Annotated in this window: 23 protein-coding genes, 1 tRNA gene and 1 pseudogene; 15 read left to right on the plus strand and 10 right to left on the minus strand. The window is 65.9% G+C overall.

The genetic code is table 11. The annotated features are described in order from the left end of the window. Window positions 1-23 precede the first annotated feature (23 nt). From ACFWU5_RS00350 to ACFWU5_RS00360, 3 genes are all read left to right on the plus strand, one after another. Entirely contained in the window at window positions 24-839 is an 816-nt protein-coding gene (locus ACFWU5_RS00350; RefSeq protein WP_379265632.1) for a serine hydrolase domain-containing protein, read from the plus strand. Between the two features lie 102 nt (window positions 840-941). Further along, window positions 942-1478, plus strand: coding sequence for a DUF3145 domain-containing protein (locus ACFWU5_RS00355; RefSeq protein ID WP_379265633.1), 537 nt, complete (start codon window positions 942-944; stop codon window positions 1476-1478). A gap of 67 nt (window positions 1479-1545) precedes the next feature. Then, window positions 1546-1968, plus strand: a complete 423-nt coding sequence (locus tag ACFWU5_RS00360) for a hypothetical protein (protein ID WP_379265634.1) — start codon at window positions 1546-1548, stop codon at window positions 1966-1968. Window positions 1969-2007: 39 nt separating this feature from the next. On the opposite strand, the gene ACFWU5_RS00365 is transcribed toward ACFWU5_RS00360, so the two are convergent. Further along, entirely contained in the window at window positions 2008-2346 is a 339-nt protein-coding gene (locus ACFWU5_RS00365; RefSeq protein WP_379265635.1) for a YciI family protein, read from the minus strand. After that, window positions 2343-3422 (minus strand): protein kinase family protein, encoded by a 1080-nt coding sequence (locus ACFWU5_RS00370; RefSeq protein ID WP_379265636.1) that lies wholly within the window; start codon window positions 3420-3422, stop codon window positions 2343-2345. Before ACFWU5_RS00370 ends, ACFWU5_RS00365 begins: the two co-directional genes overlap by 4 nt. Before the next feature lie 235 nt (window positions 3423-3657). Between ACFWU5_RS00370 and ACFWU5_RS00375 the strand changes: the two genes are divergently transcribed. Both ACFWU5_RS00375 and ACFWU5_RS00380 read left to right on the plus strand, forming a co-directional pair. Then, window positions 3658-4215, plus strand: a complete 558-nt coding sequence (locus tag ACFWU5_RS00375) for an RNA polymerase sigma factor (RefSeq protein ID WP_379265637.1) — start codon at window positions 3658-3660, stop codon at window positions 4213-4215. After that, entirely contained in the window at window positions 4205-4465 is a 261-nt protein-coding gene (locus ACFWU5_RS00380) for a hypothetical protein (RefSeq protein WP_379265638.1), read from the plus strand. Before ACFWU5_RS00375 ends, ACFWU5_RS00380 begins: the two co-directional genes overlap by 11 nt. A gap of 28 nt (window positions 4466-4493) precedes the next feature. On the opposite strand, the gene ACFWU5_RS00385 is transcribed toward ACFWU5_RS00380, so the two are convergent. Next, the gene (locus ACFWU5_RS00385) at window positions 4494-5768 is read right to left on the minus strand and encodes a class I SAM-dependent methyltransferase (protein WP_379265639.1); all 1275 of its coding nucleotides are present in this window, start codon (window positions 5766-5768) and stop codon (window positions 4494-4496) included. A gap of 162 nt (window positions 5769-5930) precedes the next feature. Here ACFWU5_RS00385 and ACFWU5_RS00390 point away from each other — a divergent pair, with 162 nt between their 5' ends. Continuing rightward, window positions 5931-6578 carry a maleylpyruvate isomerase N-terminal domain-containing protein gene (locus ACFWU5_RS00390; RefSeq protein ID WP_379265640.1) on the plus strand — a complete coding sequence of 216 codons (648 nt, stop codon included), beginning with the start codon at window positions 5931-5933 and terminating at the stop codon, window positions 6576-6578. Window positions 6579-6991: 413 nt separating this feature from the next. On the opposite strand, the gene ACFWU5_RS00395 is transcribed toward ACFWU5_RS00390, so the two are convergent. After that, window positions 6992-7336, minus strand: coding sequence for a hypothetical protein (locus ACFWU5_RS00395; protein ID WP_379265641.1), 345 nt, complete (start codon window positions 7334-7336; stop codon window positions 6992-6994). Here ACFWU5_RS00395 and ACFWU5_RS00400 point away from each other — a divergent pair. Then, window positions 7325-7414, plus strand: a pseudogene (locus ACFWU5_RS00400) (hypothetical protein); the annotation flags it as partial. The gene ACFWU5_RS00395 and the pseudogene ACFWU5_RS00400 sit on opposite strands and share 12 nt — an antisense overlap. 53 nt (window positions 7415-7467) lie before the next feature. Here the strand turns inward: ACFWU5_RS00400 and ACFWU5_RS00405 are convergent. The 4 genes from ACFWU5_RS00405 to ACFWU5_RS00420 all read right to left on the minus strand — a co-directional run bounded on the left by ACFWU5_RS00405 (window position 7468) and on the right by ACFWU5_RS00420 (window position 9208). Continuing rightward, a tRNA-Val gene (locus ACFWU5_RS00405) sits at window positions 7468-7539 on the minus strand. 32 nt (window positions 7540-7571) lie between these two features. Next, window positions 7572-8036 carry a peroxiredoxin gene (locus ACFWU5_RS00410; protein WP_266299002.1) on the minus strand — a complete coding sequence of 155 codons (465 nt, stop codon included), beginning with the start codon at window positions 8034-8036 and terminating at the stop codon, window positions 7572-7574. Window positions 8037-8109: 73 nt separating this feature from the next. Next, the gene (locus ACFWU5_RS00415; protein ID WP_379239034.1) at window positions 8110-8532 is read right to left on the minus strand and encodes a DUF3052 domain-containing protein; all 423 of its coding nucleotides are present in this window, start codon (window positions 8530-8532) and stop codon (window positions 8110-8112) included. Between the two features lie 127 nt (window positions 8533-8659). Then, a complete protein-coding gene (locus tag ACFWU5_RS00420) occupies window positions 8660-9208 on the minus strand; it encodes a hypothetical protein (RefSeq protein ID WP_379265642.1) in 549 nt (182 codons plus the stop codon). A 244-nt stretch (window positions 9209-9452) separates the two neighbouring features. Between ACFWU5_RS00420 and aceE the strand changes: the two genes are divergently transcribed. The 7 genes from aceE (at window position 9453) to ACFWU5_RS00455 (ending at window position 18357) form a co-directional block, all read left to right on the plus strand. Then, window positions 9453-12290, plus strand: a complete 2838-nt coding sequence (gene aceE, locus ACFWU5_RS00425; RefSeq protein ID WP_379246921.1) for a pyruvate dehydrogenase (acetyl-transferring), homodimeric type — start codon at window positions 9453-9455, stop codon at window positions 12288-12290. Between the two features lie 44 nt (window positions 12291-12334). Beyond that, a complete protein-coding gene (locus ACFWU5_RS00430) occupies window positions 12335-13636 on the plus strand; it encodes a PucR family transcriptional regulator (protein ID WP_379246923.1) in 1302 nt (433 codons plus the stop codon). A gap of 127 nt (window positions 13637-13763) precedes the next feature. Next, a complete protein-coding gene (locus ACFWU5_RS00435) occupies window positions 13764-14678 on the plus strand; it encodes an ACP S-malonyltransferase (RefSeq protein ID WP_379265643.1) in 915 nt (304 codons plus the stop codon). 77 nt (window positions 14679-14755) lie between these two features. Next, on the plus strand, window positions 14756-15055 hold the full coding sequence (gene acpM / locus ACFWU5_RS00440; protein WP_379246800.1) for a meromycolate extension acyl carrier protein AcpM: 300 nt from the start codon (window positions 14756-14758) through the stop codon (window positions 15053-15055). 9 nt (window positions 15056-15064) lie between these two features. Next, on the plus strand, window positions 15065-16321 hold the full coding sequence (locus tag ACFWU5_RS00445) for a KasA/KasB family beta-ketoacyl-ACP synthase (protein ID WP_379246802.1): 1257 nt from the start codon (window positions 15065-15067) through the stop codon (window positions 16319-16321). Window positions 16322-16443: 122 nt separating this feature from the next. After that, window positions 16444-17874, plus strand: coding sequence for an acyl-CoA carboxylase subunit beta (locus ACFWU5_RS00450; RefSeq protein WP_379246804.1), 1431 nt, complete (start codon window positions 16444-16446; stop codon window positions 17872-17874). Between the two features lie 129 nt (window positions 17875-18003). Further along, window positions 18004-18357, plus strand: a complete 354-nt coding sequence (locus ACFWU5_RS00455) for a hypothetical protein (protein WP_379265644.1) — start codon at window positions 18004-18006, stop codon at window positions 18355-18357. A gap of 63 nt (window positions 18358-18420) precedes the next feature. Here ACFWU5_RS00455 and ACFWU5_RS00460 read toward each other — a convergent pair whose 3' ends face one another. After that, window positions 18421-19476, minus strand: a complete 1056-nt coding sequence (locus ACFWU5_RS00460) for a porin PorA family protein (protein WP_379265645.1) — start codon at window positions 19474-19476, stop codon at window positions 18421-18423. A 168-nt stretch (window positions 19477-19644) separates the two neighbouring features. Here ACFWU5_RS00460 and ACFWU5_RS00465 point away from each other — a divergent pair, with 168 nt between their 5' ends. After that, on the plus strand, window positions 19645-20112 hold the full coding sequence (locus ACFWU5_RS00465) for a winged helix-turn-helix transcriptional regulator (protein ID WP_379265646.1): 468 nt from the start codon (window positions 19645-19647) through the stop codon (window positions 20110-20112). Between the two features lie 66 nt (window positions 20113-20178). Here ACFWU5_RS00465 and ACFWU5_RS00470 read toward each other — a convergent pair whose 3' ends face one another. Further along, window positions 20179-20874: a nitroreductase gene (locus tag ACFWU5_RS00470; protein ID WP_379246810.1), complete on the minus strand. Its 696-nt coding sequence runs from the start codon at window positions 20872-20874 to the stop codon at window positions 20179-20181. Window positions 20875-20924 lie beyond the last annotated feature (50 nt).

Consider the following 20924-nt stretch of genomic DNA (forward strand, 5'->3'; position numbering starts at 1 on the left):
GCCGCGTCTCGTACGCTGCCGATATGCGATCGCTGCAGCAGGTTCAGCACTGGCCGGTCCGAAACGCCGCCGCCGCGGTGGTCACCGCCGACTCGGTGGACAGCATCGGCGACACCGAGCGCGTGTTCGCGCTGGCCTCGGTCACCAAACCGTTGGTCGCCTACGCCACGCTCGTGGCGGTCGAGGAAGGCGCGGTCGAACTCGACCAACCCGCCGGACCACCCGGATCCACCGTGCGACACCTGCTCGCCCACACTTCCGGCGTCGCCTTCGCGACCCCCGAAATCCTCGCCGAACCCGGCGCCCGCCGCATCTACTCGAGCGCGGGGTTCGAACTGCTCGCCGACTTTCTCACCGAGCAGACCGGCATCGAATTCCCGCAGTACCTGCGCGAGGCGGTTTTCGAACCACTGGGCATGACCTCGGCGACCCTGCACGGTTCCGCCGGGCACGCGGGCAGCGCCTCCCTGGCCGACCTGACCCTATTCGCCCAAGAGTTGCTGACACCCCAATTGATATCTGAGCAAACCTCGACCGAGGCGACCAGCGTGCAATTCCCCGATCGCAACGGAATCCTGCCCGGATACGGGTCGCAGCGACCCAACGACTGGGGATTGGGTTTCGAAATCCGCGACGGGAAAACCCCGCATTGGACGGGCACAGCCAATTCCGCACGCACCTACGGGCACTTCGGCCAGTCCGGCACGTTCCTGTGGGTCGACCCGGAAATAGGGGTGGCGACAATCGCGTTGAGCGACGAGAATTTCGGTGACTGGGCCAGAACCGCGTGGCCGAAATTCAGCGATTCCGTTATCGCAGAGACACATAACACGCAGTAAAGTAACACGCGCAACACCGCACGCTTGGCTACACTCGGGCCACGCCAGACCACGACGGGCCGTTGGGGAAGACGTTCCTTGTCGAGGCTGGAGGTGTTGTTAGTGCGCGCATCGAGTCAGTTCGCTGACGCGACGGCGGGTGTGGTCTACATCCACTCATCGCCCGCCGCGTTGTGCCCGCACGTGGAATGGGCACTGTCCACCGCGCTGTCGTCCCCGGCGAAATTGCGCTGGAACACCCAGCCCGCCGACGGACAACTGCGTGCCAGCAGCGACTGGATCGGACCCGTCGGCACCGCCGCCCGGATAGCCCAATCGTTGCGGACCTGGCCGGTACTGCGTTTCGAAGTCACCGAAGACCCCAGCGAAGGCGTCGACGGCGAACGCTACAGCTTCGTACCCCAACTGGGCCTGTGGCACGGTTCCACCGGCGCCAACGGTGACGTGATGCTCGGCGAAATGCGATTACGCGCTTTACTGCAAGCCGCCGCGGAACTGGACTCCCACGGAACCTTCGACCTTTCCACCGAACTCGACCGAGCATTGGGTTCGCCCTGGGATGAGGATCTCGAGGCATTCCGGCAGGGAACCGATTGCATCGGCGCGGAAGTCACGTGGTTGCGTAGGGATGTGGGTTAACGGCTTTCAGCCCGACAATGCGATGCGGTCCTTGTGTCGGAATGTTCAGTGGGGCAGCATCACAGAAGTGATCAACAGACGAATTACCGGAGCTTTCCTGGCCGCCTCCGCCGCAGCGGTCGTGTTCGGCCCCATCGCTCCCGCGGGCGCGGCCACGCCGTTCGTAGCGCCCCAGGTCGCCTTCGATGCCGCCGCGTCGGGCACCGTGACCGCCACCCTGAACAACCCCAACGACCGGGGTCAGTGCTGGGCCGAAGCCGGTGTGGGACCGGAGAAGAACCACGTGTTCTTCGGCGACGGCACCCTGGCAGCGATCGCCGACGCGGGCAAGACCATCACCGTCGCCCTCGAAGGCCTCGCGCCCGGCACCACGCTCACCGCACGCGCCGGTTGCATCAACGGCGCGGAATACGTGTTCTCCGAGTTCGTCACGGTCACGATCCCCAAGCCGTCGACCCCCAAGCCGTCCACCGGCAGCTTCGGGTCCTAGCGATCGGTTCGGCGGTAGCCACCACCGCTACCGCCGGATCTAGCTCGCCGGGTCGAACCCGAACTCGCGCAACTCCTGCGAACACCGGCACGCCGCCGCCAACTTCCCCGCCCACGCGACCGCGTCCTCGCGTGTAGGCAACTCCAACACCGCGAACCCGCCCGTGAGCACGGAGCCCGGATAGATCTCCGCACTCACCGACCCGTCGGCCCCGACCAACACCGGATCGACCCCCGCATTGATCCCCCCGCCGAACACGTACACCCCGGCCGCCTTCGCCTCCTCGATCACCGCATGCGATTCGGCCACGACGATCGGAAAGTCCTCGTCGGCGAGCACCATGGCTTCGCTCGGGAAGGAGATGAGGAATTTGGTCATGCATCGATGATGCCCTGCGGGAAATCACAATCGCCGACCATTCGCGCGATCTCGAGCCGCGGGTACGGGGTCCGCCTGCTCTCGTGCTGGAGGCGGCGGAAGAATTCGGCCATCACTGTCGCGAGTGGGGCATTGCCGGTGATGATGGAGGAGGGAACCTCCGGGATCCCGGTAGGTGTCCTGCCGTTGGCGTACTCGCTGATTCGCGCGTCGAGGTTGTCGCGCCCGCGCAGGGCAGCGACCAGCCAGCGGGTGGAGTAGAAGCGTGCGTAGGCGCGGTCGTAGGTGCGGTGGCAATCGTAGAAGTCGGATTCTTGTGGTGACAGCGCGAAATCGGTGGAGATCGCCAGACCGTAATCGGCGAAATAGAGCCGTTGGCCGTCGGTGAGGATGTTCTCGAAGTGGGCGTCGAAGTGCAGCAGGCCTCGGCTGTTCATGAAGGCGATTCCCGCGTGTAGATCATTGTCGACCATGGCACAGGCGCGATCGGTGGCCTCGGCGCCCGCGTCGACCTGCTCGCCCAACCACTGATGCAGGTTCTGCGGGATGAACTCCAGGAACAGCGCGATGCTCGCACCGGACTGCCGCTGACCTTCGACCCGATCGCGCACCGCAGCCCCACCACCCCAGAACGAAACGACCCGGTCGACATCGGCAAGTTCCTCGGGCAGCGGCGTCGAGTCCGGCAGTATCCGCCAGTGGTGCATCAGCGGGAAGCCGTGGTATTCGTCCGCGAGCACCCAGTTCGTCGTCATGATGTGGACGGCGAGTTCTCGCCACGCGCCGAAGCTGGGACCGCCGATGCCGTAGTGGCAGAACATCGGCAGCCCGAACAGATTCGCCGTGGACCCGACGTTCTCCGGAAGTCGCTCCAGGTCGGTCAACGGCACCCGCTTGACGAAGACCTGAGAGCCGCCGACTTCCAACATGGCCGATTTTCCACCGATGCCGGAACCTAGCGGCGCTGCTGCGTCGACGAGGTCCTGTAGCTCGGAATCGCTGTGCAGTGCAAGGGCTTCGGAGATGGCACCGTGGGCAGCCAGGCGTGCGCCGCGCGACATGTCAGGACACTTCATGCGTCCCACGCTAGATGGCGAGTGTCATTGGGACCTGTCCTCGGCGGCGGTGCTCCGCGAACATAGGGCAGACGTGGATGGGTGAATCCTTTCGGGTCGAGCGTGCCTCTTATGTGTGTCGCGACGGACGTCGGACGGGATAGGGAGGTTGTTGTGATCATCGGGATCGGTGTTGTGGTCGGGTTGAGTCTGGTCTGCACGTGCGTGTACGTGTTGAGGCGGAAACGAGCTGGGCGTGGGTGAATCCGGTTGGCCCGGTGGGGAATTGATCGCTTCCGCGCGGGGTGGGGATGTGGATTCGATTGCGGCGGTGGTGGCGGGGGCGCATCCGCATATTCAGCGGTTCGCCTACTCCCTGTGTGCCACAACGGAAGACGCGGAGGACGCGGCGCAGGAGGCTTTGATCATCCTGTATCGGAAGGTCGGGATGTTGCGGGCTTCGGGGGCGTTGGCGTCGTGGATGTTTCGGATCGTTCGGAACGAGTGTTTGCGTCGTGCGCGGATGCGGTATCGAATTCCGTTGGAAGACAACATCTCAGCTGCTTCGGCGGAGGATGAGGTGCTGCGGCGGTGGGAGGCGGGCAGGGTGGCGGCTGCGGTTGCCACCTTGCCCGCGGATCAGCGCAGCGTGTTGATCATGCGCGACATTCAGGGTTACAGCGGGCGGATGGTCGCCGATGCGCTCGGGCTCAGTACAGCGGCGATGAAGTCGCGGCTGCATCGGGCTCGGGCGGCGGTTCAGCAAGCGCTGCGGGCTTCTGACGATGTTGTCGGAGGACAGGATGAGCGGTGATTTCGCGAGCAAGTCGATGGTCGAGCACCTGGTGCGCGGCGGGGTGGGGTTCGGTGCGCTGATCGGGGCGGTGGTGCTGATTCCCGTGGTCGGAGCGGTCAGTTTACTGCTGCTGCCCGTGGGTTTTGTCGCGCTGCGTGGGTGCCCGATGTGCTGGGCGATCGGGCTGGTGCAGACCTTGTCCAGGGGTCGGCTGCAACGCTCGTGTGCGGACGGTCAGTGCACGTTGACCGTGGGTGGAGCCCTCTAGCGAGCGGCCGGTCTTACGTGCCGGCCGCTCACCCCCAAGCGCGGCGGGTCGCCGGCATACCGGAGTTGCCCTGCGCGGTCGGCACCACGCCGAGGACCTGGTGGATTCCGAGACCGCCGTCCTCGAATCCCAGTGCCGAGGCCGCCATGTAGAGCCGCCAGATCCGGGCGCGACCCTCGCCGACGAGCGAAACCGCTTGGTCCCAAGCACTTTCCAGATTCGCGACCCAATCTCGCAGGGTCAACGCGTAGTGCTCGCGCAACGCTTCGACATCACGCACTTCGAACCCGGCGCGCTGCATCGCCAACGCCACCTCGCCCACATCGATGAGCTCACCGTCGGGGAAGACGTAGCGGCCGATGAACGAGCGGCTACGCATCGTGGATCCGCCGGGGGAGGAGATCGCGTGGTTGAGCAGGCGGCCCTCGGGGCGCAGCAGGGCGCGCAGGGTGTCGAAGTACTCCGCTGCGCGTTTCGTGCCGACGTGTTCGAACATGCCGATCGAGGAGATCGCGTCGAACTGCTCGCCGGGGAGGTCGCGGTAGTCCGACAGCCGGATCTCGACATTCGCGCTGAGCCCGGCGTCGTGGACTCGCTTGCGCGCGAGGTCGGCTTGCTCGCCGCTGATCGTCACGCCGACTACCTGCGCGCCGTAGACCGACGCCGCATGCATGGCCATCGAACCCCAACCGCACCCGACGTCGAGCAGGCGCATCCCGGTGCGGTCGGCCAGGCCGAGCTTGCGGCAGATCAGATCGTGCTTGGCCTCCTGGGCGTTTTCGAGGGTGCTGTCCTCGGTGACGAATCGTGCGCACGAGTAGGTCATGCTCGGGCCGAGAACCAGCCGGTAGAAGTCGTTGCCCACGTCGTAGTGATGGCTGATCGCCGCCGCATCCCGACGCTTGGTGTGCACCGGTCCGCGACGGGGTTGGGCCTCTTCGGGTGGCGGCTTCGGACGATGGGAGAGCGCGCCGAGTCGGCGGGCCGCGTCGACGGCCTTCCAGGTGGCGCCGAGGCCGAGATGCGCGTCGTCCGACGCTGTCGACTGCAGCGATCGAAGCATCGTGAAGATGTCGCCGTCCAAGTCCACGTTCCCGGCGACGTACGCGCGCGCGAGCCCGAGTTCGCCTGGGGCCCAGACCATATGACTCAACGCGTCCCGCGACCGCACTCGCATCGTGCCCGCATTCCCGGATTCGATCGAGCTCCCGTCCCAGAACTCGAACCGCACCGCAGGCTCAGGCCCTAACGCCGCCCGCACCAATGGTTCGAACGCCGCCGCGACGGAGGTTTCGTTTCCCATCCGACCACTATGACCCGCGACTTGCGGTGCGAACGGCAACGACTCGGTGTCGAGATCTCGGTCGAGCCAGGTACTGTCTCGATTCGAGATTCGACCCAGCGTCTTGCGAAATCGTCCGGAAATTCAGTTCTTCGGCCGAGTACGGCGCGATACCGTCGGGTCGTGTCGCAATCAGTGGAGAACATCCAAACTTCCGTCACCGCAGACGATCTCGCCCTGGCCGTCCGGCTCGCCGTGGAAGTCTTGCGCACGGCGTCCCCCGATGGCTGGGATGCGAAGGCGGGCACGCTCGAGTGGGACTGCTGGGAAACCGTCGAGCATCTCAGCGACGACCTGTTCTCCTACGCGGCACAGCTGAGCCCCGGCATGCCGTTGGATCGGCACGTGCCGTTCGTGTACGAGAGTCGGCGGCCAGGGGGCCCTGCGAACGCGATTCACGCGGATAGGCAGGCGGGGCCCGACGGCTTGCTGCAGGGGCTGGCAGCGTGCGCCGGGATGCTGGTAGCGATGGTGCGCACGACACCGCCGCAAGCGCGCGCCTACCACGGCTACGGACTCTCCGACGCCGAAGGTTTCGCCGCGATGGGCATCGTAGAAACGTTGGTCCACACCCACGACCTGACCCAGGGACTCAGCCTCCCCTGGAACCCACCCGCCGACCTGTGCACGCGCGTCCTCACCCGACTGTTCCCGACCGCGCCGACATCTGAGCAACCCTGGCCCACCCTGCTATGGGCCACCGGACGCACCGAACTACCCGGCCACGCACGCCGGACCGACTGGCGCTGGGAAAACACGCCACGGGCGTAGCAGCCGCCCGTTCTCGCTCGGCTCTATCGTTGCTCAATCCGCCACGGCTGACCCGCTCATCGGAACACCCCCGAGCGGTAGGGACACCGGCCCCGCAGATTCCGCCAGAACCAACGTGTTACCAGTCATCGGTGTGGCAGTCACCGGGCCCTTCCAGCCACACCAGCCTCCGCACGCGGCGATCGTCTGCGATTCCAGCCCACCGTCAGCGAACCGCACGGTGATCAGAGACGCTCGCGCCGGATGGTCGCAGACCGGACACTTCCCGAAGTAGTTCAAACCTCACGGACGTCGGAGGCAGCGACGGAACGCTTGTTGGTGGCCACACCCGATTGTCGCGGATGACGAGGCCGATGTCGATGATCGGAGCCGCCGTTCCAGTGGCCGGAGAACTCCGGTCGGCGGCCACGTCGTCACCCTTGGGGCATGGCGTCCTTGACCGGCTTGTCCCGCACGAGGTCTGACATGCACAGGAGGTCGACCATCGATACCCGGTCGTCGTTCTTCGCGGGATCATTGCCGTACACAGCCACGATCACCTGGAGCTGGGATGCCTTGTCCAGGTCCGTGTATTGCCCGCACGTCACGGCCAGCGGATCACCGACCGTGGCTTTCGCAGGCGTGGTGGTTCGGGGGGCCGTGGTCGAGGAGGTAGGGGAGGACGCCGTCGAGTCGGCCCCCTCCGATGAACAGCCCCCCACCACGAACCCGGCCAGACACAATGCGGACAGTGCGGTAGCCGAACGTGCTTGTCTCATGCCGCCCATCCTGCCCGAGGCGCACGTCCTTCGACAGCGAACGGCCATCGGAATTCATGTGCGGGACAAGGCAACTGACTCACGGCAGTCCGTTGGCAAGATCGACGGGCGTCTGACAGCCGATCTATAGGTGGGCGCAGAGGGGATCGAACCCCCGACCGCTGGTGTGTAAAACCAGTGCTCTACCGCTGAGCTATACGCCCTGGCACCGCCGGGGAGAACCGGCGGTGTCGAGTTATGAATCTAGCGCGGCGAGCGCTTTCTCCCAAGCCGCCTGGTCACGGGCCTGTCCGGGCTCGTTCATCTCGGCGAAAGTGATGTAGCCGGACTTGTCGACGACGAAAGTTCCGCGGTTGGGGTAGCCGGATTTCTCGTTGAAGACGTCGTAGGACTGGGTGACGGCGCCGTGCGGCCAGAAGTCTGACAGCAGGGGGAACAGGTAGCCCTGTTCCGCGGCCCAGATCTTGTGGGTGGGTGGAGGGCCGACGGAGATCGCGATGATCTCGGCGTCGTCGTTTTGGAACTTGGGCAGTTCGTCACGGACCTTGCACAGCTCGCCCTGGCAGATGCCGGTGAAGGCGAGAGGATAGAACACCAGCAGCACGTTCTTCTTGCCGCGATAGTCCGACAGGGTGACGGGCTGGTTGTTCTGGTCCTTGAGCGTGAAATCCGGCGCGAGAGTGCCAACCTCTAGCGGCATGGGTACGAATCCTCCGTCGTGTCGGGTCTCAGCCGGGCTGCTCGCCCAACTGAGACCCTAGCGAACGGCTGATTCAGCGCTGTTTGGACGGTGCCTTCGGCTGAACCAGCCGCGAGGCCGTCCAACCGCCGAGGCTGATGGTGGATGTCTGAGTCAGGCCGGCCGTGGGTGCGGCTTCGGCGATCTCGCTCGGATCGACATGGCCTGGTTGACCGGTTTTGGGGGTGAGGACCCAGATGAAGCCTTCGTCTGCCAGCGGGCTGATGGCGTCCATCAACTCGTCGGCCAGATCGCCGTCTCCTTCTCGCCACCAGAACAGGACTGCGTCGACGACCTCGTCGGAGTCGTCATCGACCATCTCCGCGCCGGTGACCTCCTCGATCTCGGCGCGCAATGCGTCGTCGGTGTCCTCGTCCCAGCCCAATTCCTGAACAACCAAGCCGTGAGAAATGCCAAGCTTCTGAGCGTAGTTCTGCGCGTCCGCCGCGGCGACCACGGTGGTGTCCTCCCTAAACTTCCGACAGTAAGATAGGTGCAAGCGAACATGGTTATCGGCCGCAGCGCAAGCTGATCGGGTGAATCGGTACCGTATGCCGCGTGTCGGGAGGGCAAAATCGGCTGTCTCAACAGGCGTCGTGGACCGCGGTCCGTGCCTGGTTGATGGCACGACTGGCGGTGTTGAGCTTGTCCACCGGTGAGTTGTAGGTCATCTTTCTGGTTTGGGTGGACAGTTCGCGCGCGGCGGTGACGTAAGCGCTGAATTTGTCGGCCAGTTCGGTGGGCAGCGCGCCCGCCGCGGCGACCACGCCCGTCTCGACCTTGGTCGCCGCGTTGTCCAGGGTGGTGGCCGCGGACTCGCGTTTGGCGGCGTAGTCGGGCGCGTTGCTGTCGTGGGCGGACACGAAGTCGTTGAAGGCGGTCACGCCCGCGCCGGTGGTGGTGGGGAACTGGGTGCAGTTGTCGGTGATCGCCTTGTCGCGCGCGGCGGCGGCGCGCGAGGACGCCGCGGCCGACGATGTGGCTGCCGCGGCGGTCTTGTAGGCGGCCACTTCGGCGGCGTCGGTGGTCGGCGTGCCGGGAACCTGCTGCGCGCAGCCTGCCAGCACCGCACCGACGGTGACGGCGACAACGGCACAGACCGACCCCAGCCGCCGCGCGTGTAGCACCCTCATCGTTGCCCTCTCACTAGCCGAAGCGACTCGCGTTTTCATCGCCGAACTTAATTGATTTCCTGCTGACATGATGACCTGGGCAGCGGTTTCGGTAAGGATGGGGGTGCGCCCGACCCATTCGTAGCGGGCGTTCCGCACACCAAGCGGGCAAGCCCGGGGACAGCGACGCCGACAAGCAGTTCAGCCCCTAGTACGAGGAGCAGATTTGACCGACCTGATCCACTCTGCAGCTTCCGACGACTCCGTGTCGACCGATGGCGGTGAACCCACCACCAAGCCCACCGGTGAGCGGGTGCGGGTCATTCGGGAAGGAGTGGCGTCGTACCTACCCGATATCGACCCCGAAGAGACCGGTGAGTGGCTGGAATCCTTCGACGCGATGCTGGATCGGGAGGGTCCGGGCCGCGCCCGGTATCTGATGTTGCGTCTGCTCGAGCGCGCCGGTGAGCGGCGTGTGTCGATTCCGGCGCTGACCTCCACCGACTACGTCAACACCATTCCCACCGAGAACGAACCGTGGTTTCCCGGTGACGAGGAAGTCGAGCGCCGTTTCCGCGCCTGGATCCGGTGGAACGCCGCGATCATGGTGCATCGCGCGCAGCGCCCCGGAATCGGTGTGGGCGGACATATTTCGACCTACGCGTCGTCCGCGGCGCTGTACGAGGTGGGTTTCAACCACTTCTTCCGCGGCAAGGATCATCCCGGCGGCGGCGACCACGTCTACATTCAGGGCCACGCCTCGCCCGGCATCTACGCGCGCGGTTTCCTCGAGGGTCGGCTCAGTGCCGACCGGCTCGACGGTTTCCGTCAGGAATACAGCCACGGCGGTCTTGGCAAGGGCTTGCCGTCGTACCCGCACCCGCGGTTGATGCCCGACTTCTGGGAATTCCCGACCGTGTCGATGGGTCTTGGCCCGATGAACGCGATCTACCAGGCCAGGTTCAACCACTACCTCACCGACCGTGGTATCAAAGACTGCTCCGACGAACATGTTTGGGCGTTTCTGGGCGACGGCGAGATGGACGAGCCGGAGTCGCGCGGTCTGATCCAGGTCGCGGCCAACGAGGCACTGGACAACCTGACCTTCGTGATCAACTGCAACCTGCAGCGCCTGGACGGTCCGGTGCGCGGTAACGGCAAGATCATCCAGGAACTGGAATCGTTCTTCCGCGGCGCGGGCTGGAATGTCATCAAGGTCGTGTGGGGTCGCGAGTGGGACGCGCTGCTGGGCGCGGATCGCGACGGCGCACTGGTGAATCTGATGAACTCCACCCCCGACGGTGACTACCAGACCTACAAGGCCAACGACGGCGCGTACGTGCGCGACCATTTCTTCGGCCGCGACCCGCGCACAAAAGCGTTGGTGCAGAACATGTCCGACAGTGAGATCTGGAATCTCAAGCGCGGCGGCCACGACTACCGCAAGGTCTACGCGGCCTATTCCGCGGCGATGGCGCACAAGGGTCAGCCCACGGTGATCCTGGCCAAGACGATCAAGGGCTACACCCTGGGCAAGCACTTCGAGGGCCGCAACGCCACGCACCAGATGAAGAAGCTGGCACTGCAGGACCTCAAGGACTTCCGCGACCTGCAACGCATTCCGATCAGCGATGCGCAGCTCGAGAAGGACCCGTACCTGCCGCCGTACTACCACCCCGGCATGGACGATCCGGCCATCGAATACATGTTGGCCCGCCGCAAGTCGCTGGGCGGTTTCGTGCCGCAGCGGCGCAACGACGCCAAGCCGTTGAAGCTGCCCGGCGACGAGGTGTACCGCTCGGTGCGCAAGGGTTCGGGCAAGCAGCAGGTCGCCACCACCATGGCGTTGGTTCGCCTGGTCAAGGAACTGTTGCGCGACAAGGAGATCGGCAAGCGGATCGTGCCGATCATTCCCGACGAAGCCCGCACGTTCGGCATGGACTCGTGGTTCCCGACGCTGAAGATCTACAACCGCAACGGCCAGCTCTACACCTCGGTCGACGCGGACCTCATGCTCGCCTACAAGGAGAGCGCCGTCGGCCAGATCATGCACGAGGGCATCAACGAGGCCGGTTCCACCGCGTGCTTCACCGCCGCGGGCACCGCGTACTCCACCCACGGCGAGCCGATGATCCCGCTGTACATCTTCTATTCGATGTTCGGGTTCCAGCGCACCGGCGACAGCTTCTGGGCCGCCGCGGACCAGCTGGCGCGCGGGTTCGTGCTGGGCGCCACCGCGGGTCGCACGACGCTGACCGGTGAGGGCCTGCAACACAACGACGGGCAGTCGCTGCTGCTGGCCTCGACCAATCCCGCTGTGGTGACCTACGATCCGGCCTTCTCGTTCGAGATCGCGCACATCATCCGCGACGGTCTGCGGCGGATGTACGGCGGCGGCGCGCAGACGCCCAGTGAGTTGCCGGGCACCGAGGTCGCGCCGGTGGGCACGTTCGGCGGGGAGAACGTCTTCTACTACATCACCCTGTACAACGAGCCCTACCAGCAACCGGCCGAGCCCGACGACCTCGATGTCGAAGGGCTGTTGAAGGGCATCTACCTGTACCAGCGCGGTGGTGAGGGCGATATTCGCGCCCAGATCCTGGTGTCCGGGGTGACCGTGCCCGACGGGATACGCGCGCAGCAGATGCTGGCCGACGAATGGGGCGTGGCCGCGGACGTGTGGTCGGTGACCTCGTTCGGCGAGCTGCGCAGGGACGCGGTGAACAAGGAGATCGCGGCTTTGAAGCACCCCGACACCGACCCCGGCGTTCCGTACATCACCCAGGCGCTGTCGGCCGCGCGTGGCCCGGTGATCGCCTCCACGGACTGGATGCGCGCGGTGCCCGATCAGATCCGGCAGTGGGTGCCCGGCGACTACATCACCCTCGGGACCGACGGGTTCGGATTCTCCGACACCCGCACCGCCGCGCGTCGGGTGTTCAACATCGACCCGCAGTCGGTGGTGGTCGCGGTGCTGGAAGGCCTGGCGCGCGACGGCACGTTCGACAGGTCCAAGGCGGTGGAAGCGGCGCGCAAATACGGCATCGACAGTGTCGCCGCCGCGCCGAAGCCCAGTGCGGACGCGGCAGAGGAACTGGCGTAGCGGACTATTGGACTGTGGAGCGCAAACCGCCGCGGCCCCGTCGGATCACCGAGGGCACCAGCGAGCACGAGGTCTATCTGCCGACGGGGGCACTGTCCCCGAACCGGCAGACCCGTGATCCGCTGCCCGACACGCTGTTACGGCGGGTCAAACAGTTCTCGGGCCGACTGTCCACCGAGGCGGTGGGGTCGATGCAGGATCGACTGCCGTTCTTCGCCGACCTGGACGCCGCGCAACGTGCCGGCGTGCAGATGCTGGTGCAGACCGCGGTCGTGAACTTCCTGGAGTGGTTGCAAGATCCCGACTCCGATATCCGCTTCAGCCTGGACGCGTTCCAGGTGATTCCGCAGGATCTGGCGCGGCGGCTGACGCTGCGCCAGACCGTGGACATGGTGCGGGTGGCCATGGACTTCTTCGAACAGTGGCTGCCCGCGCTGGCGCGCAACGATCGTCAGCTGGTGGCGCTCACCGAGGCGGTGCTGCGATACGGGCGTGAGCTCGGGTTCGCGGCCGCCTCGGTGTACGCCAGCGCCGCGGAGTCGCGTGGTGCGTGGGATACCCGCCTGGAGGCCCTGGTGGTCGACGCGGTGGTCCGGGGCGACACGGGTCCGGACATGCTGTCGCGCGCGGCCACGTTGAACTGGGACGCCACCGCGCCCGCCACCGTGCTGGTGGGCACACCGCCGGTGGACCAGAGCGTGTCCACGGTCGGCGCGGTGCACACCATCGCGACCAAACACGGTCGCGCGGCGCTGGCGGTGGTGCAGGGTGCGCGGCTGGTGATGGTGGTCAGCGGGAATCTGGGGGACTCGGGCATCGGGTCGCCGTTTCTCACCGACCTGCTGGCCGAGGTGTTCTCCGACGGTCCGGTGGTGATCGGGCCGACCATGCGCACACTGGGCGCCGCGCACGCGTCGGCGATCGAGGCGTTGGCCGGCATGGAGGCCGTGGTGGGCTGGCGTGGCGCGCCAAGGCCCGTTCACGCCACGGAGTTGTTACCAGAACGCGCGTTGCTGGGCGATAGAGCTGCGATAGAGGCGTTGAACGAGTATCTTGTGGTGCCGTTGGCCGCTGCCGGATCTTCGTTATCCGACACACTCGACGCGTACCTGGATTGTGGTGGAGCAGTAGAGACTTGCGCTCGGCAGCTGTACGTCCATCCAAATACCGTTCGGTACCGACTCAAACGAATCGGTGAGGTGACCGGTCGCGATCCGATGAATCCGCGCGACGCGTATGTGCTCCGTATTGCGGCGACAGTAGGTCGTTTGACACGAACGCATAACGAATCGTCACCTCCCGTCACAGAAACCCCGTCCATCCCGGTGGCCCACGAACCCCTGTAACGAGATCGGCGAATCGGTCGATCCCGACACCCCACCTCGGATTTTGTGGGACCCCTACAAAAGCCATCCCCAAGCTTCATTCGCGCCGACATCTCATGCGGCGGGGGTCACAGTGTTGTCTTAGGGGGTGATCGCGTTGCTTACCCCTGGACAGGGGTCCCAGACTCCCGCCATGCTCACGCCGTGGCTCGCGCTTCCCGGTGCGACTGACCGCCTCGAGCTGTGGTCCAAGGCCGCAGGCCTGGACCTGGTCCGTCTCGGTACCACCGCGACGGCCGAGGAGATCGTCGACACCGCGGTGACCCAGCCGCTGGTGGTGGCGGCCGCGCTGCTCGCGTTTGCCGAAATCGCCCCCGCGTCGATCCCGGCCGATACAGTCGTGGCCGGACACTCGGTCGGTGAATTCGCCGCAGCCGCTGTCGCCGGTGTCATCACCGCCGACGAGGCCGTCTCACTGGCCGCCATTCGCGGCCGGGAGATGGCCAAGGCCTGTGCGCTGGAGCCGACCGGTATGTCCGCGGTGCTCGGCGGCGACGAGGCCACCGTGCTCGCACGCCTGGCCGAACTCGACCTGATTCCGGCCAACCGCAACGCGGTCGGCCAGATCGTGGCGGCGGGCAGCCTGGACGCACTGGCCGAACTGGCGGCGAACCCGCCGGAGAAGGCCCGCGTTCGCGCACTGCCGGTGGCCGGCGCGTTCCACACCGCGTACATGGCCTCGGCACAGGAAGCCGTCGCGGAAGCCATCGCGGCGATCTCGCCCAGCGACCCGATCCGCACACTGCTGTCGAACTTCGACGGCAAGCCGGTCACCTCGGGCGCCGACGCGATCGACAAACTTGCCGCCCAGGTCACGCGCCCCGTGCGCTGGGACCTGTGCAACGAGACCATTCGCGCCGCGGCCGTCTCGGCCGTGGTCGAACTGCCGCCCGCGGGCACGCTGGTCGGCATCGCCAAGCGGGAACTGAAGGGCACGCCCAATCTGGCCCTGAAGACCCCCGAAGACCTCCCCGCGTTGGTCGCGCTGACCACTGCGGGCTAGCTTTCCCCCGGCGGCTACGCACAGCGACGTGCAGCCGTTCACGACCCCACAAATAGCAACAAGAAGGGACCACCAAAGTGGCCGCTCTGACCCAGGAACAGATCGTCGAAGAACTCGGCAGGATCATCGAAGAAGTGACGGGTATCGAACCGTCCGAGGTGACCATCGAGAAGTCCTTCGTCGACGACCTGGACATCGACTCGCTGTCCATGGTCGAGATCGCTGTGCAGACCGAGGACAAGTACGGCGTGAAGATCCCCGACGAGGATCTCGCCAGCCTGAAGACCGTGGGCGACGCTGTCTCCTACATCCAGAAGCTCGAGGCGGAGAACTCCGACGCCGCCGCGGAGCTCAAGGCCAAGTTCGACGGCGAGTAGGGCCGAACTTTGACCACTCCTGCTCCCAGTACTTTGAACGGGAACTTCCCCAACGTTGTCGTCACCTCCATGGCGGCGACCACGTCCATCGCGGGTGACGTCGATGCGACGTGGAAGGGACTCCTCAACGGTGAGAGCGGAATCGACGTTCTCGAGGATTCCTTCATCGAGGAATACGACCTGCCGGTGCGAATCGGCGGTCACCTGAAGGTCAGCCCCGACACCCTGTTGAGCCGGGTCGAGATTCGCCGCATGGCGTATGTCGAGCGCCTGGCGACCGTTCTCGGTCGTGAGGTGTGGAAGAACGCGGGCAGCCCTGAGGTCGACAACGACCGTCTCGGCGTCGCGATCGGCACCGGACTCGGCGGCGGCGACGCCCTGATCGACTCGGTCGACAAGCTGAAGAACGGCGGCTATCGCAAGATCTCGCCGCTGGCTGTTCAGATGGTCATGCCGAACGGTCCGTCGGCGGTCGTCGGTCTCGAGCTGAAGGCCAGGGCGGGAGTGGTCACTCCGGTCTCGGCGTGCTCGTCGGGTTCGGAAGCTATCGCCAACGCGTGGCGGATGATCGTGATGGGTGACGCCGACATCGTCGTCACCGGTGGTGTCGAGGGCTTCATCGACTCGGTGCCGATCGCGGCGTTCTCCATGATGCGCGCGATGAGTACCCGCAACGACGATCCGAAGGGCGCCTCGCGTCCCTTCGACAAGGATCGCGACGGGTTCGTCTTCGGCGAGGCCGGTGCGCTCATGGTCATCGAGACCGAAGAGCACGCCAAGGCCCGTGGTGCCACCATCCACGCTCGACTGCTGGGTGCCGGTATCACCTCCGACGGTTTCCACCTGGTCGCTCCCGATCCCGAGGGCACCGGTGCGGCCAGGGCGATGACCCGCGCGATGCAGACCGCTGGTCTGACCAAGAGCGACATCACCCACATCAACGCCCACGCGACCGCGACGCCCATCGGTGATTCCGCCGAGTGCAACGCGATCCACAAGGCGATCGGCAAGCACGCTTCGGTGTACGCGCCGAAGTCGGCACTGGGTCACTCGATCGGTGCCGTCGGCGCCCTCGAGTCGATCCTCACGGTGCTGGCGATCCGGGACGGCATCGTTCCGCCGACACTGAACCTGGACAACCAGGATCCGGCGATCGATCTCGATGTGGTGCACGGGGAAGCCCGTCGCCAGGAAATCGAGTACGCGATCAACAATTCCTTCGGTTTCGGTGGGCACAACGTCGCGCTCGCCTTCGGTCGGGCGTAACAGCCGCATCGACTGCATTCCGATCCCCGGTTGGGGGTCGTGCCAACTGAATGGTTCGACCCCCACCGGCGGTTCGCCACAGCAGCCGCCACCGCGGCACATTTTTTGAAGGAGTGAGCGCGATGACCATCATTGCTCCCGCGTTTCAAGACACCACTACCGATCCGCGCGACCCACTGGGTCGGCTCCAACGCTTTTTCGACCCCGGCACCGTCCTGCCGCTGCATCCGCGTGACCGCTCCGGCGTGCTCGCCGCGATCGGCGAGGTCGACGGGGTTCGCACCGTGGCCTACTGCTCCGACGCCACCATCATGGGCGGCGCGATGGGCGTGGACGGCTGCAAGCACATGGTCGACGCGATCGACACCGCCATCGAATCCGGCATTCCCGTGGTCGGCCTGTGGCACTCCGGTGGCGCACGCCTGGCCGAGGGTGTCGAGGCGCTGCACGCGGTAGGCCTGGTCTTCGAGGCCATGGTTCGCGCGTCCGGCCTTGTTCCCCAGATCTCGGTGGTGCTCGGCTTCGCCGCCGGTGGCGCCGCCTACGGTCCCGCGCTGACCGATGTGGTCATCATGGCGCCCGAAGGCCGCGTTTTCGTCACCGGACCCGATGTCGTGCGCTCGGTGACCGGCGAGAACGTCGACATGGAGACCCTCGGTGGTCCCACCACACACTTCAAGAAGTCCGGCGTGTGCCACATCGCCGCCGATGACGAAGCCGATGCCATGCACCGCGCCCGTCGCCTGGTGTCGATGTTCGCCGAGCAGGGCGAGTTCGACCTGTTGGCCGCACAGCACGGCGACGTCGACCTCAAGGCGATGCTGCCCGAATCGGCCAAGCGCGCCTACGACGTGAAGCCGATCGTGCACGAGCTGCTCGACAACGTCGACGGTGAGTCCTCCTTCGAGGAACTGCAGGGTGGTTACGCCCGCAGCATGGTCACCGGCCTCGGCCGTCTGGGCGGTCGCACCGTCGGCGTGCTGGCCAACAACCCGCTGCGCCTCGGCGGTTGCCTCAACTCCGAAAGTGCCGAGAAGGCTTCACGTTTCGTGCGCCTGTGCGACGCGTTCGGCATCCCGCTGATCGTGGTCACCGACGTGCCCGGCTACCTGCCCGGCGTCGGCCAGGAACTGGAAGGCGTGGTCCGCCGCGGCGCGAAGTTGCTGCACGCCTTCGCCGAAGCCCGCGTCCCCCGCGTCACCCTGGTCACCCGCAAGATCTACGGCGGCGCCTACATCGCGATGAACGCCCGCTCCCTGGGCGCCACCGCCGTCTACGCGTGGCCCGGCTCCGAAGTAGCGGTCATGGGCGCCAAGGCCGCAGTGGGCATCCTCCACAAAAAGGCACTGGCAGCCGCGCCCGAAGCGGAACGCGAAGCCCTCCACGAACGCCTCACCGCCGAACACGAAGCCCTCGCGGGCGGCGTCGAACGCGCGGTAGCCATCGGCGTAGTAGACGAGGTCATCGACCCCGCCAAAACCCGCAGCACCATCGCCGCCGCCCTGGCCGCGGCCCCGGCCCGCAAGAGCCACCACAAGAACATCCCACTGTGATGTGAAGTGACACAGCGACATTCGGGCCCCAGGATTTCCTGGGGCCCGAAGTCGTTTCTGTGGACGAAAATTGAGGCGATCTTTCCCTCCGCGGTGCGGTAGTGTGCCGTCTGATCAGAGGGGGCCGGGATGGCGCATCGGTTGAGTCCGCAGGAGAAGAAGGCGTTCAGTTATGCCAAGGATCGGCGTAACTGCTACGGGGAGAACGACAAGAGTTCGCGCAAGAACATCGCACGCAACAAGCGGATCCGAAATCGGGTCGACCGGCGTCGTGACAGTGTCCTCGTCGAAGCGACGGGGCCTGTCGATCTTGCGGCTGCCGAGAAGTGCGAGGTCGGGATGTTGTCGACACGGTCGAAGTGGCAGACGGGGTGTTGGCGGAAGGTGCCGGACGCGCCGCTGCGGGAGATGGTGGCTTACAAACTGAGGCGTCGCGAGAATCGGGTTGCGATGTCTGCCCGGGCGAATGCCGGTGCGGCATAAACGCAGTCGTCAACCACACGGTCGCCGTCAGCGGGTGGCTGGCGGCGACCGATTGGTGGTGGGTCAGGCTTCGGGGCGAGGGCGCGTTGCCGCGTAGCCGATGAGGCCCAGGCCGGTGATGAGCAGGCCGAGGGGCAGCCACAGGTTCATGATCGACAGCAGGGTTGCGTTGTCGGACATGGATTTTGCGGTGGTGGCTACTTCGGCATCGGTGGTGTGGAGGGCGGTGATGGACAGGGGCACGGTGGGGATGTCTTGGCCGCTTGCCTTGACGGTGGCGTAGATGCCCTGGGTTTGGTCGAAGCGCAGGGGGGCGCCGAATTCGGTGTCGACGGCGGTGCGGACCTGGTTGGTGCCGGCGAAGCCGAGGTCGAGCATGTCCGGCATGGTGGGCAGGGCGGCGGCCAGGGGCGCGCGGGACTGTTCGGGGACCACGCCCGCCTGGAGCAGGCCGGCGATCAGAGTCTTGGGCAGCTGCTTGGGGAAGGCGGTGAACTGGGCCATGATGGCCTGGTCGGCGATCGGACCCGACGCGTCGACGCGGTAGTTGAACACGGGGCGGCCGTTCAGTTCGCCCTCGTCGGCGAAGGTGACGGGCTGGGCCACGCGGGTGACCGGGTCGTACAGGGTGGTGCCGTCCTTGGCCGGGTTCATCGGCCAGCTGAACACCAGACCGGAATGCGCTTCGAAGCCCGACAGCTTGTCGGCGGGCACCAGGGCGGTGCGCTGCGCGTCGTCCAGCGGCACGGGCGAGTAGTCCACCCGGCTCACGGCGTAGGTGTGCACGTTGTTCTGCACCGACGCGTCGGGCATCTTGATCGCGGCGGATCGGGTGACGATCGCGGTGTCACCGTCGACCGCGTCCACCACCAGCGACGCATCGGCGGTGATCGGCAGCTGCGGGGTGAGCAGGTTGGCCAGATCGCCGGTCATCAGCGCCTGCGCGTTGAGCGCCTGGGTGGTGCCTTCGAACTTCTGGACCTGGTTCAGGTCATCGGGCAGTTTCATCGACGACGGTACGACGACGAACCGCACGATCACCGCGCCGATCACCAGCACAGCCCCCAGCAACGCGAACACCACTGCGGACTTGCGGACGCGGGATAGAAATACAGACAACGGTCGAGCTCCCTTGATCACTGAAAATACCCACCGACCCCAGTCGGGCCGGTGCGCAAGGGAATTCAAACACGTTGGGCCCGAACGGTTCACGCTATGACAACGCGCGATACCAGCATCCGGGACGGTGCGCGGTCGCTATCACCGAACCACGCGCATAATGGCAGGGTGCGCTATGAGGAACTCGCCGACGTCCCGTGCTCGATCACGCGGCCGCTGGTGATCTTCGGCGACCGCTGGACTCTGCTCATCCTGAAATACAGCTTCGCCGGCGTGCGCCGTTTCAACGCGTTCCAAAGCGCCATGGGAATTTCACGCAGCCGCCTGCGCGACCGCCTCGACCGCCTGATCGACCACGAAATCCTGGTCAAGCGCCCCGCTGCCGACGGTGCCTACGAGGAATACCGCCTCACCGACAAAGGCCACGCCATCTACCCGATCCTGATGGCGATCCGCGACTGGGGCGACACCTACATGGCCCCCGACGGACCACCGGTCGAATACCGGCATCGAGGATGCGAGGGTGAGGCACACGCCCACCTCACCTGCGACCACTGCGCCGCCGAAGTCACCGCCCGCGACATCGACCCCCAAGCGGGCCCCGGAATCACCCCCCGACGCGAGCTGGACGATTGATCACCACGCTGTCAGCGTGGCGATCAGCGGTAATCACCACGGTGAGAGCGTGGTGATCTTGAAACGCTAGGTGGTGTGCCAGGTGACTTGGTCGTTCAGGGGGGCGCGGGCGGTGCGGAAGGTGTTGATGGGGTGGGTGAGGTCGGGGTGGCCGAAGGAGATGCCGAACACGACCTTGCGGGTGTCGGGGATGTCGAAGTAGTCGCGGAGGAAGGGGGCGTAGGAGGCCAGGGCGGCTTGGGGGGCGGCGCCCAGGCCTAGGGCTTGGGCGCCCAGGAGGAAGTTTTCGAGCCAGAGGCCGCAGTCGATGGCGCCGTAGATGCCCAGGTCGGCTTCGGAGGTCACGATGGCCACGTGGGGGGCGTCGAACAGTTCGAAGTTGCGCACCATTTGGCGCATGGTCTTCTCGTGGTCGCCTTTGACGATGCCGACGCTGTCGTAGAGCTGGAAACCGCACGCGCGGCGGCGATCCCGGTAGACACCTTCGTAGGCAGTCGGGAATTCGAAATCCGGTGTGCTGCCGGTGGTTTGGATGTGGGCCAGCAGTTCCTTGCGGAACCGGTCGGTGCCCTCGCCCGAGGTGACCACGACCTGCCAGGGCTGGGTATTGCACCAGGAGGGGGTGCGTTGGGCCAGGGTCAGCAGCTGTTCGACGGTCGCGCGGTCGACCTGTTCGGGGGTGAACTGGCGGCAGGTCCAGCGCTGGTCGGCCAGTCGCTGGAGGGTCGCGAAATCGCTGGTGTCGTGGTCGTTCTGCGTCATCGCGCGGCTCCCATGCTCGGCCGAGACCTAGTCTCAATTCGAGACCAGGC

The organism is Nocardia sp. NPDC058640 (genome assembly GCF_042716995.1).
Taxonomy (GTDB): domain Bacteria; phylum Actinomycetota; class Actinomycetes; order Mycobacteriales; family Mycobacteriaceae; genus Nocardia.

Excerpts from the sequence above, each read along its gene's own strand:
- ACFWU5_RS00385 (WP_379265639.1), bottom strand. The coding sequence starts at position 5,768 with ATGGGAAACGAAACCTCCGTCGCGGCGGCGTTCGAACCATTGGTGCGG.
- ACFWU5_RS00380 (WP_379265638.1), top strand. The coding sequence starts at position 4,205 with ATGAGCGGTGATTTCGCGAGCAAGTCGATGGTCGAGCACCTGGTGCGC.
- ACFWU5_RS00350 (WP_379265632.1), top strand. The coding sequence starts at position 24 with ATGCGATCGCTGCAGCAGGTTCAGCACTGGCCGGTCCGAAACGCCGCC.
- ACFWU5_RS00395 (WP_379265641.1), bottom strand. The coding sequence starts at position 7,336 with ATGAGACAAGCACGTTCGGCTACCGCACTGTCCGCATTGTGTCTGGCC.
- ACFWU5_RS00370 (WP_379265636.1), bottom strand. The coding sequence starts at position 3,422 with ATGAAGTGTCCTGACATGTCGCGCGGCGCACGCCTGGCTGCCCACGGT.
- ACFWU5_RS00450 (WP_379246804.1), top strand. The coding sequence starts at position 16,444 with ATGACCATCATTGCTCCCGCGTTTCAAGACACCACTACCGATCCGCGC.
- ACFWU5_RS00365 (WP_379265635.1), bottom strand. The coding sequence starts at position 2,346 with ATGACCAAATTCCTCATCTCCTTCCCGAGCGAAGCCATGGTGCTCGCC.
- ACFWU5_RS00420 (WP_379265642.1), bottom strand. The coding sequence starts at position 9,208 with ATGAGGGTGCTACACGCGCGGCGGCTGGGGTCGGTCTGTGCCGTTGTC.
- ACFWU5_RS00410 (WP_266299002.1), bottom strand. The coding sequence starts at position 8,036 with ATGCCGCTAGAGGTTGGCACTCTCGCGCCGGATTTCACGCTCAAGGAC.
- ACFWU5_RS00470 (WP_379246810.1), bottom strand. The coding sequence starts at position 20,874 with ATGACGCAGAACGACCACGACACCAGCGATTTCGCGACCCTCCAGCGA.
- ACFWU5_RS00455 (WP_379265644.1), top strand. The coding sequence starts at position 18,004 with ATGGCGCATCGGTTGAGTCCGCAGGAGAAGAAGGCGTTCAGTTATGCC.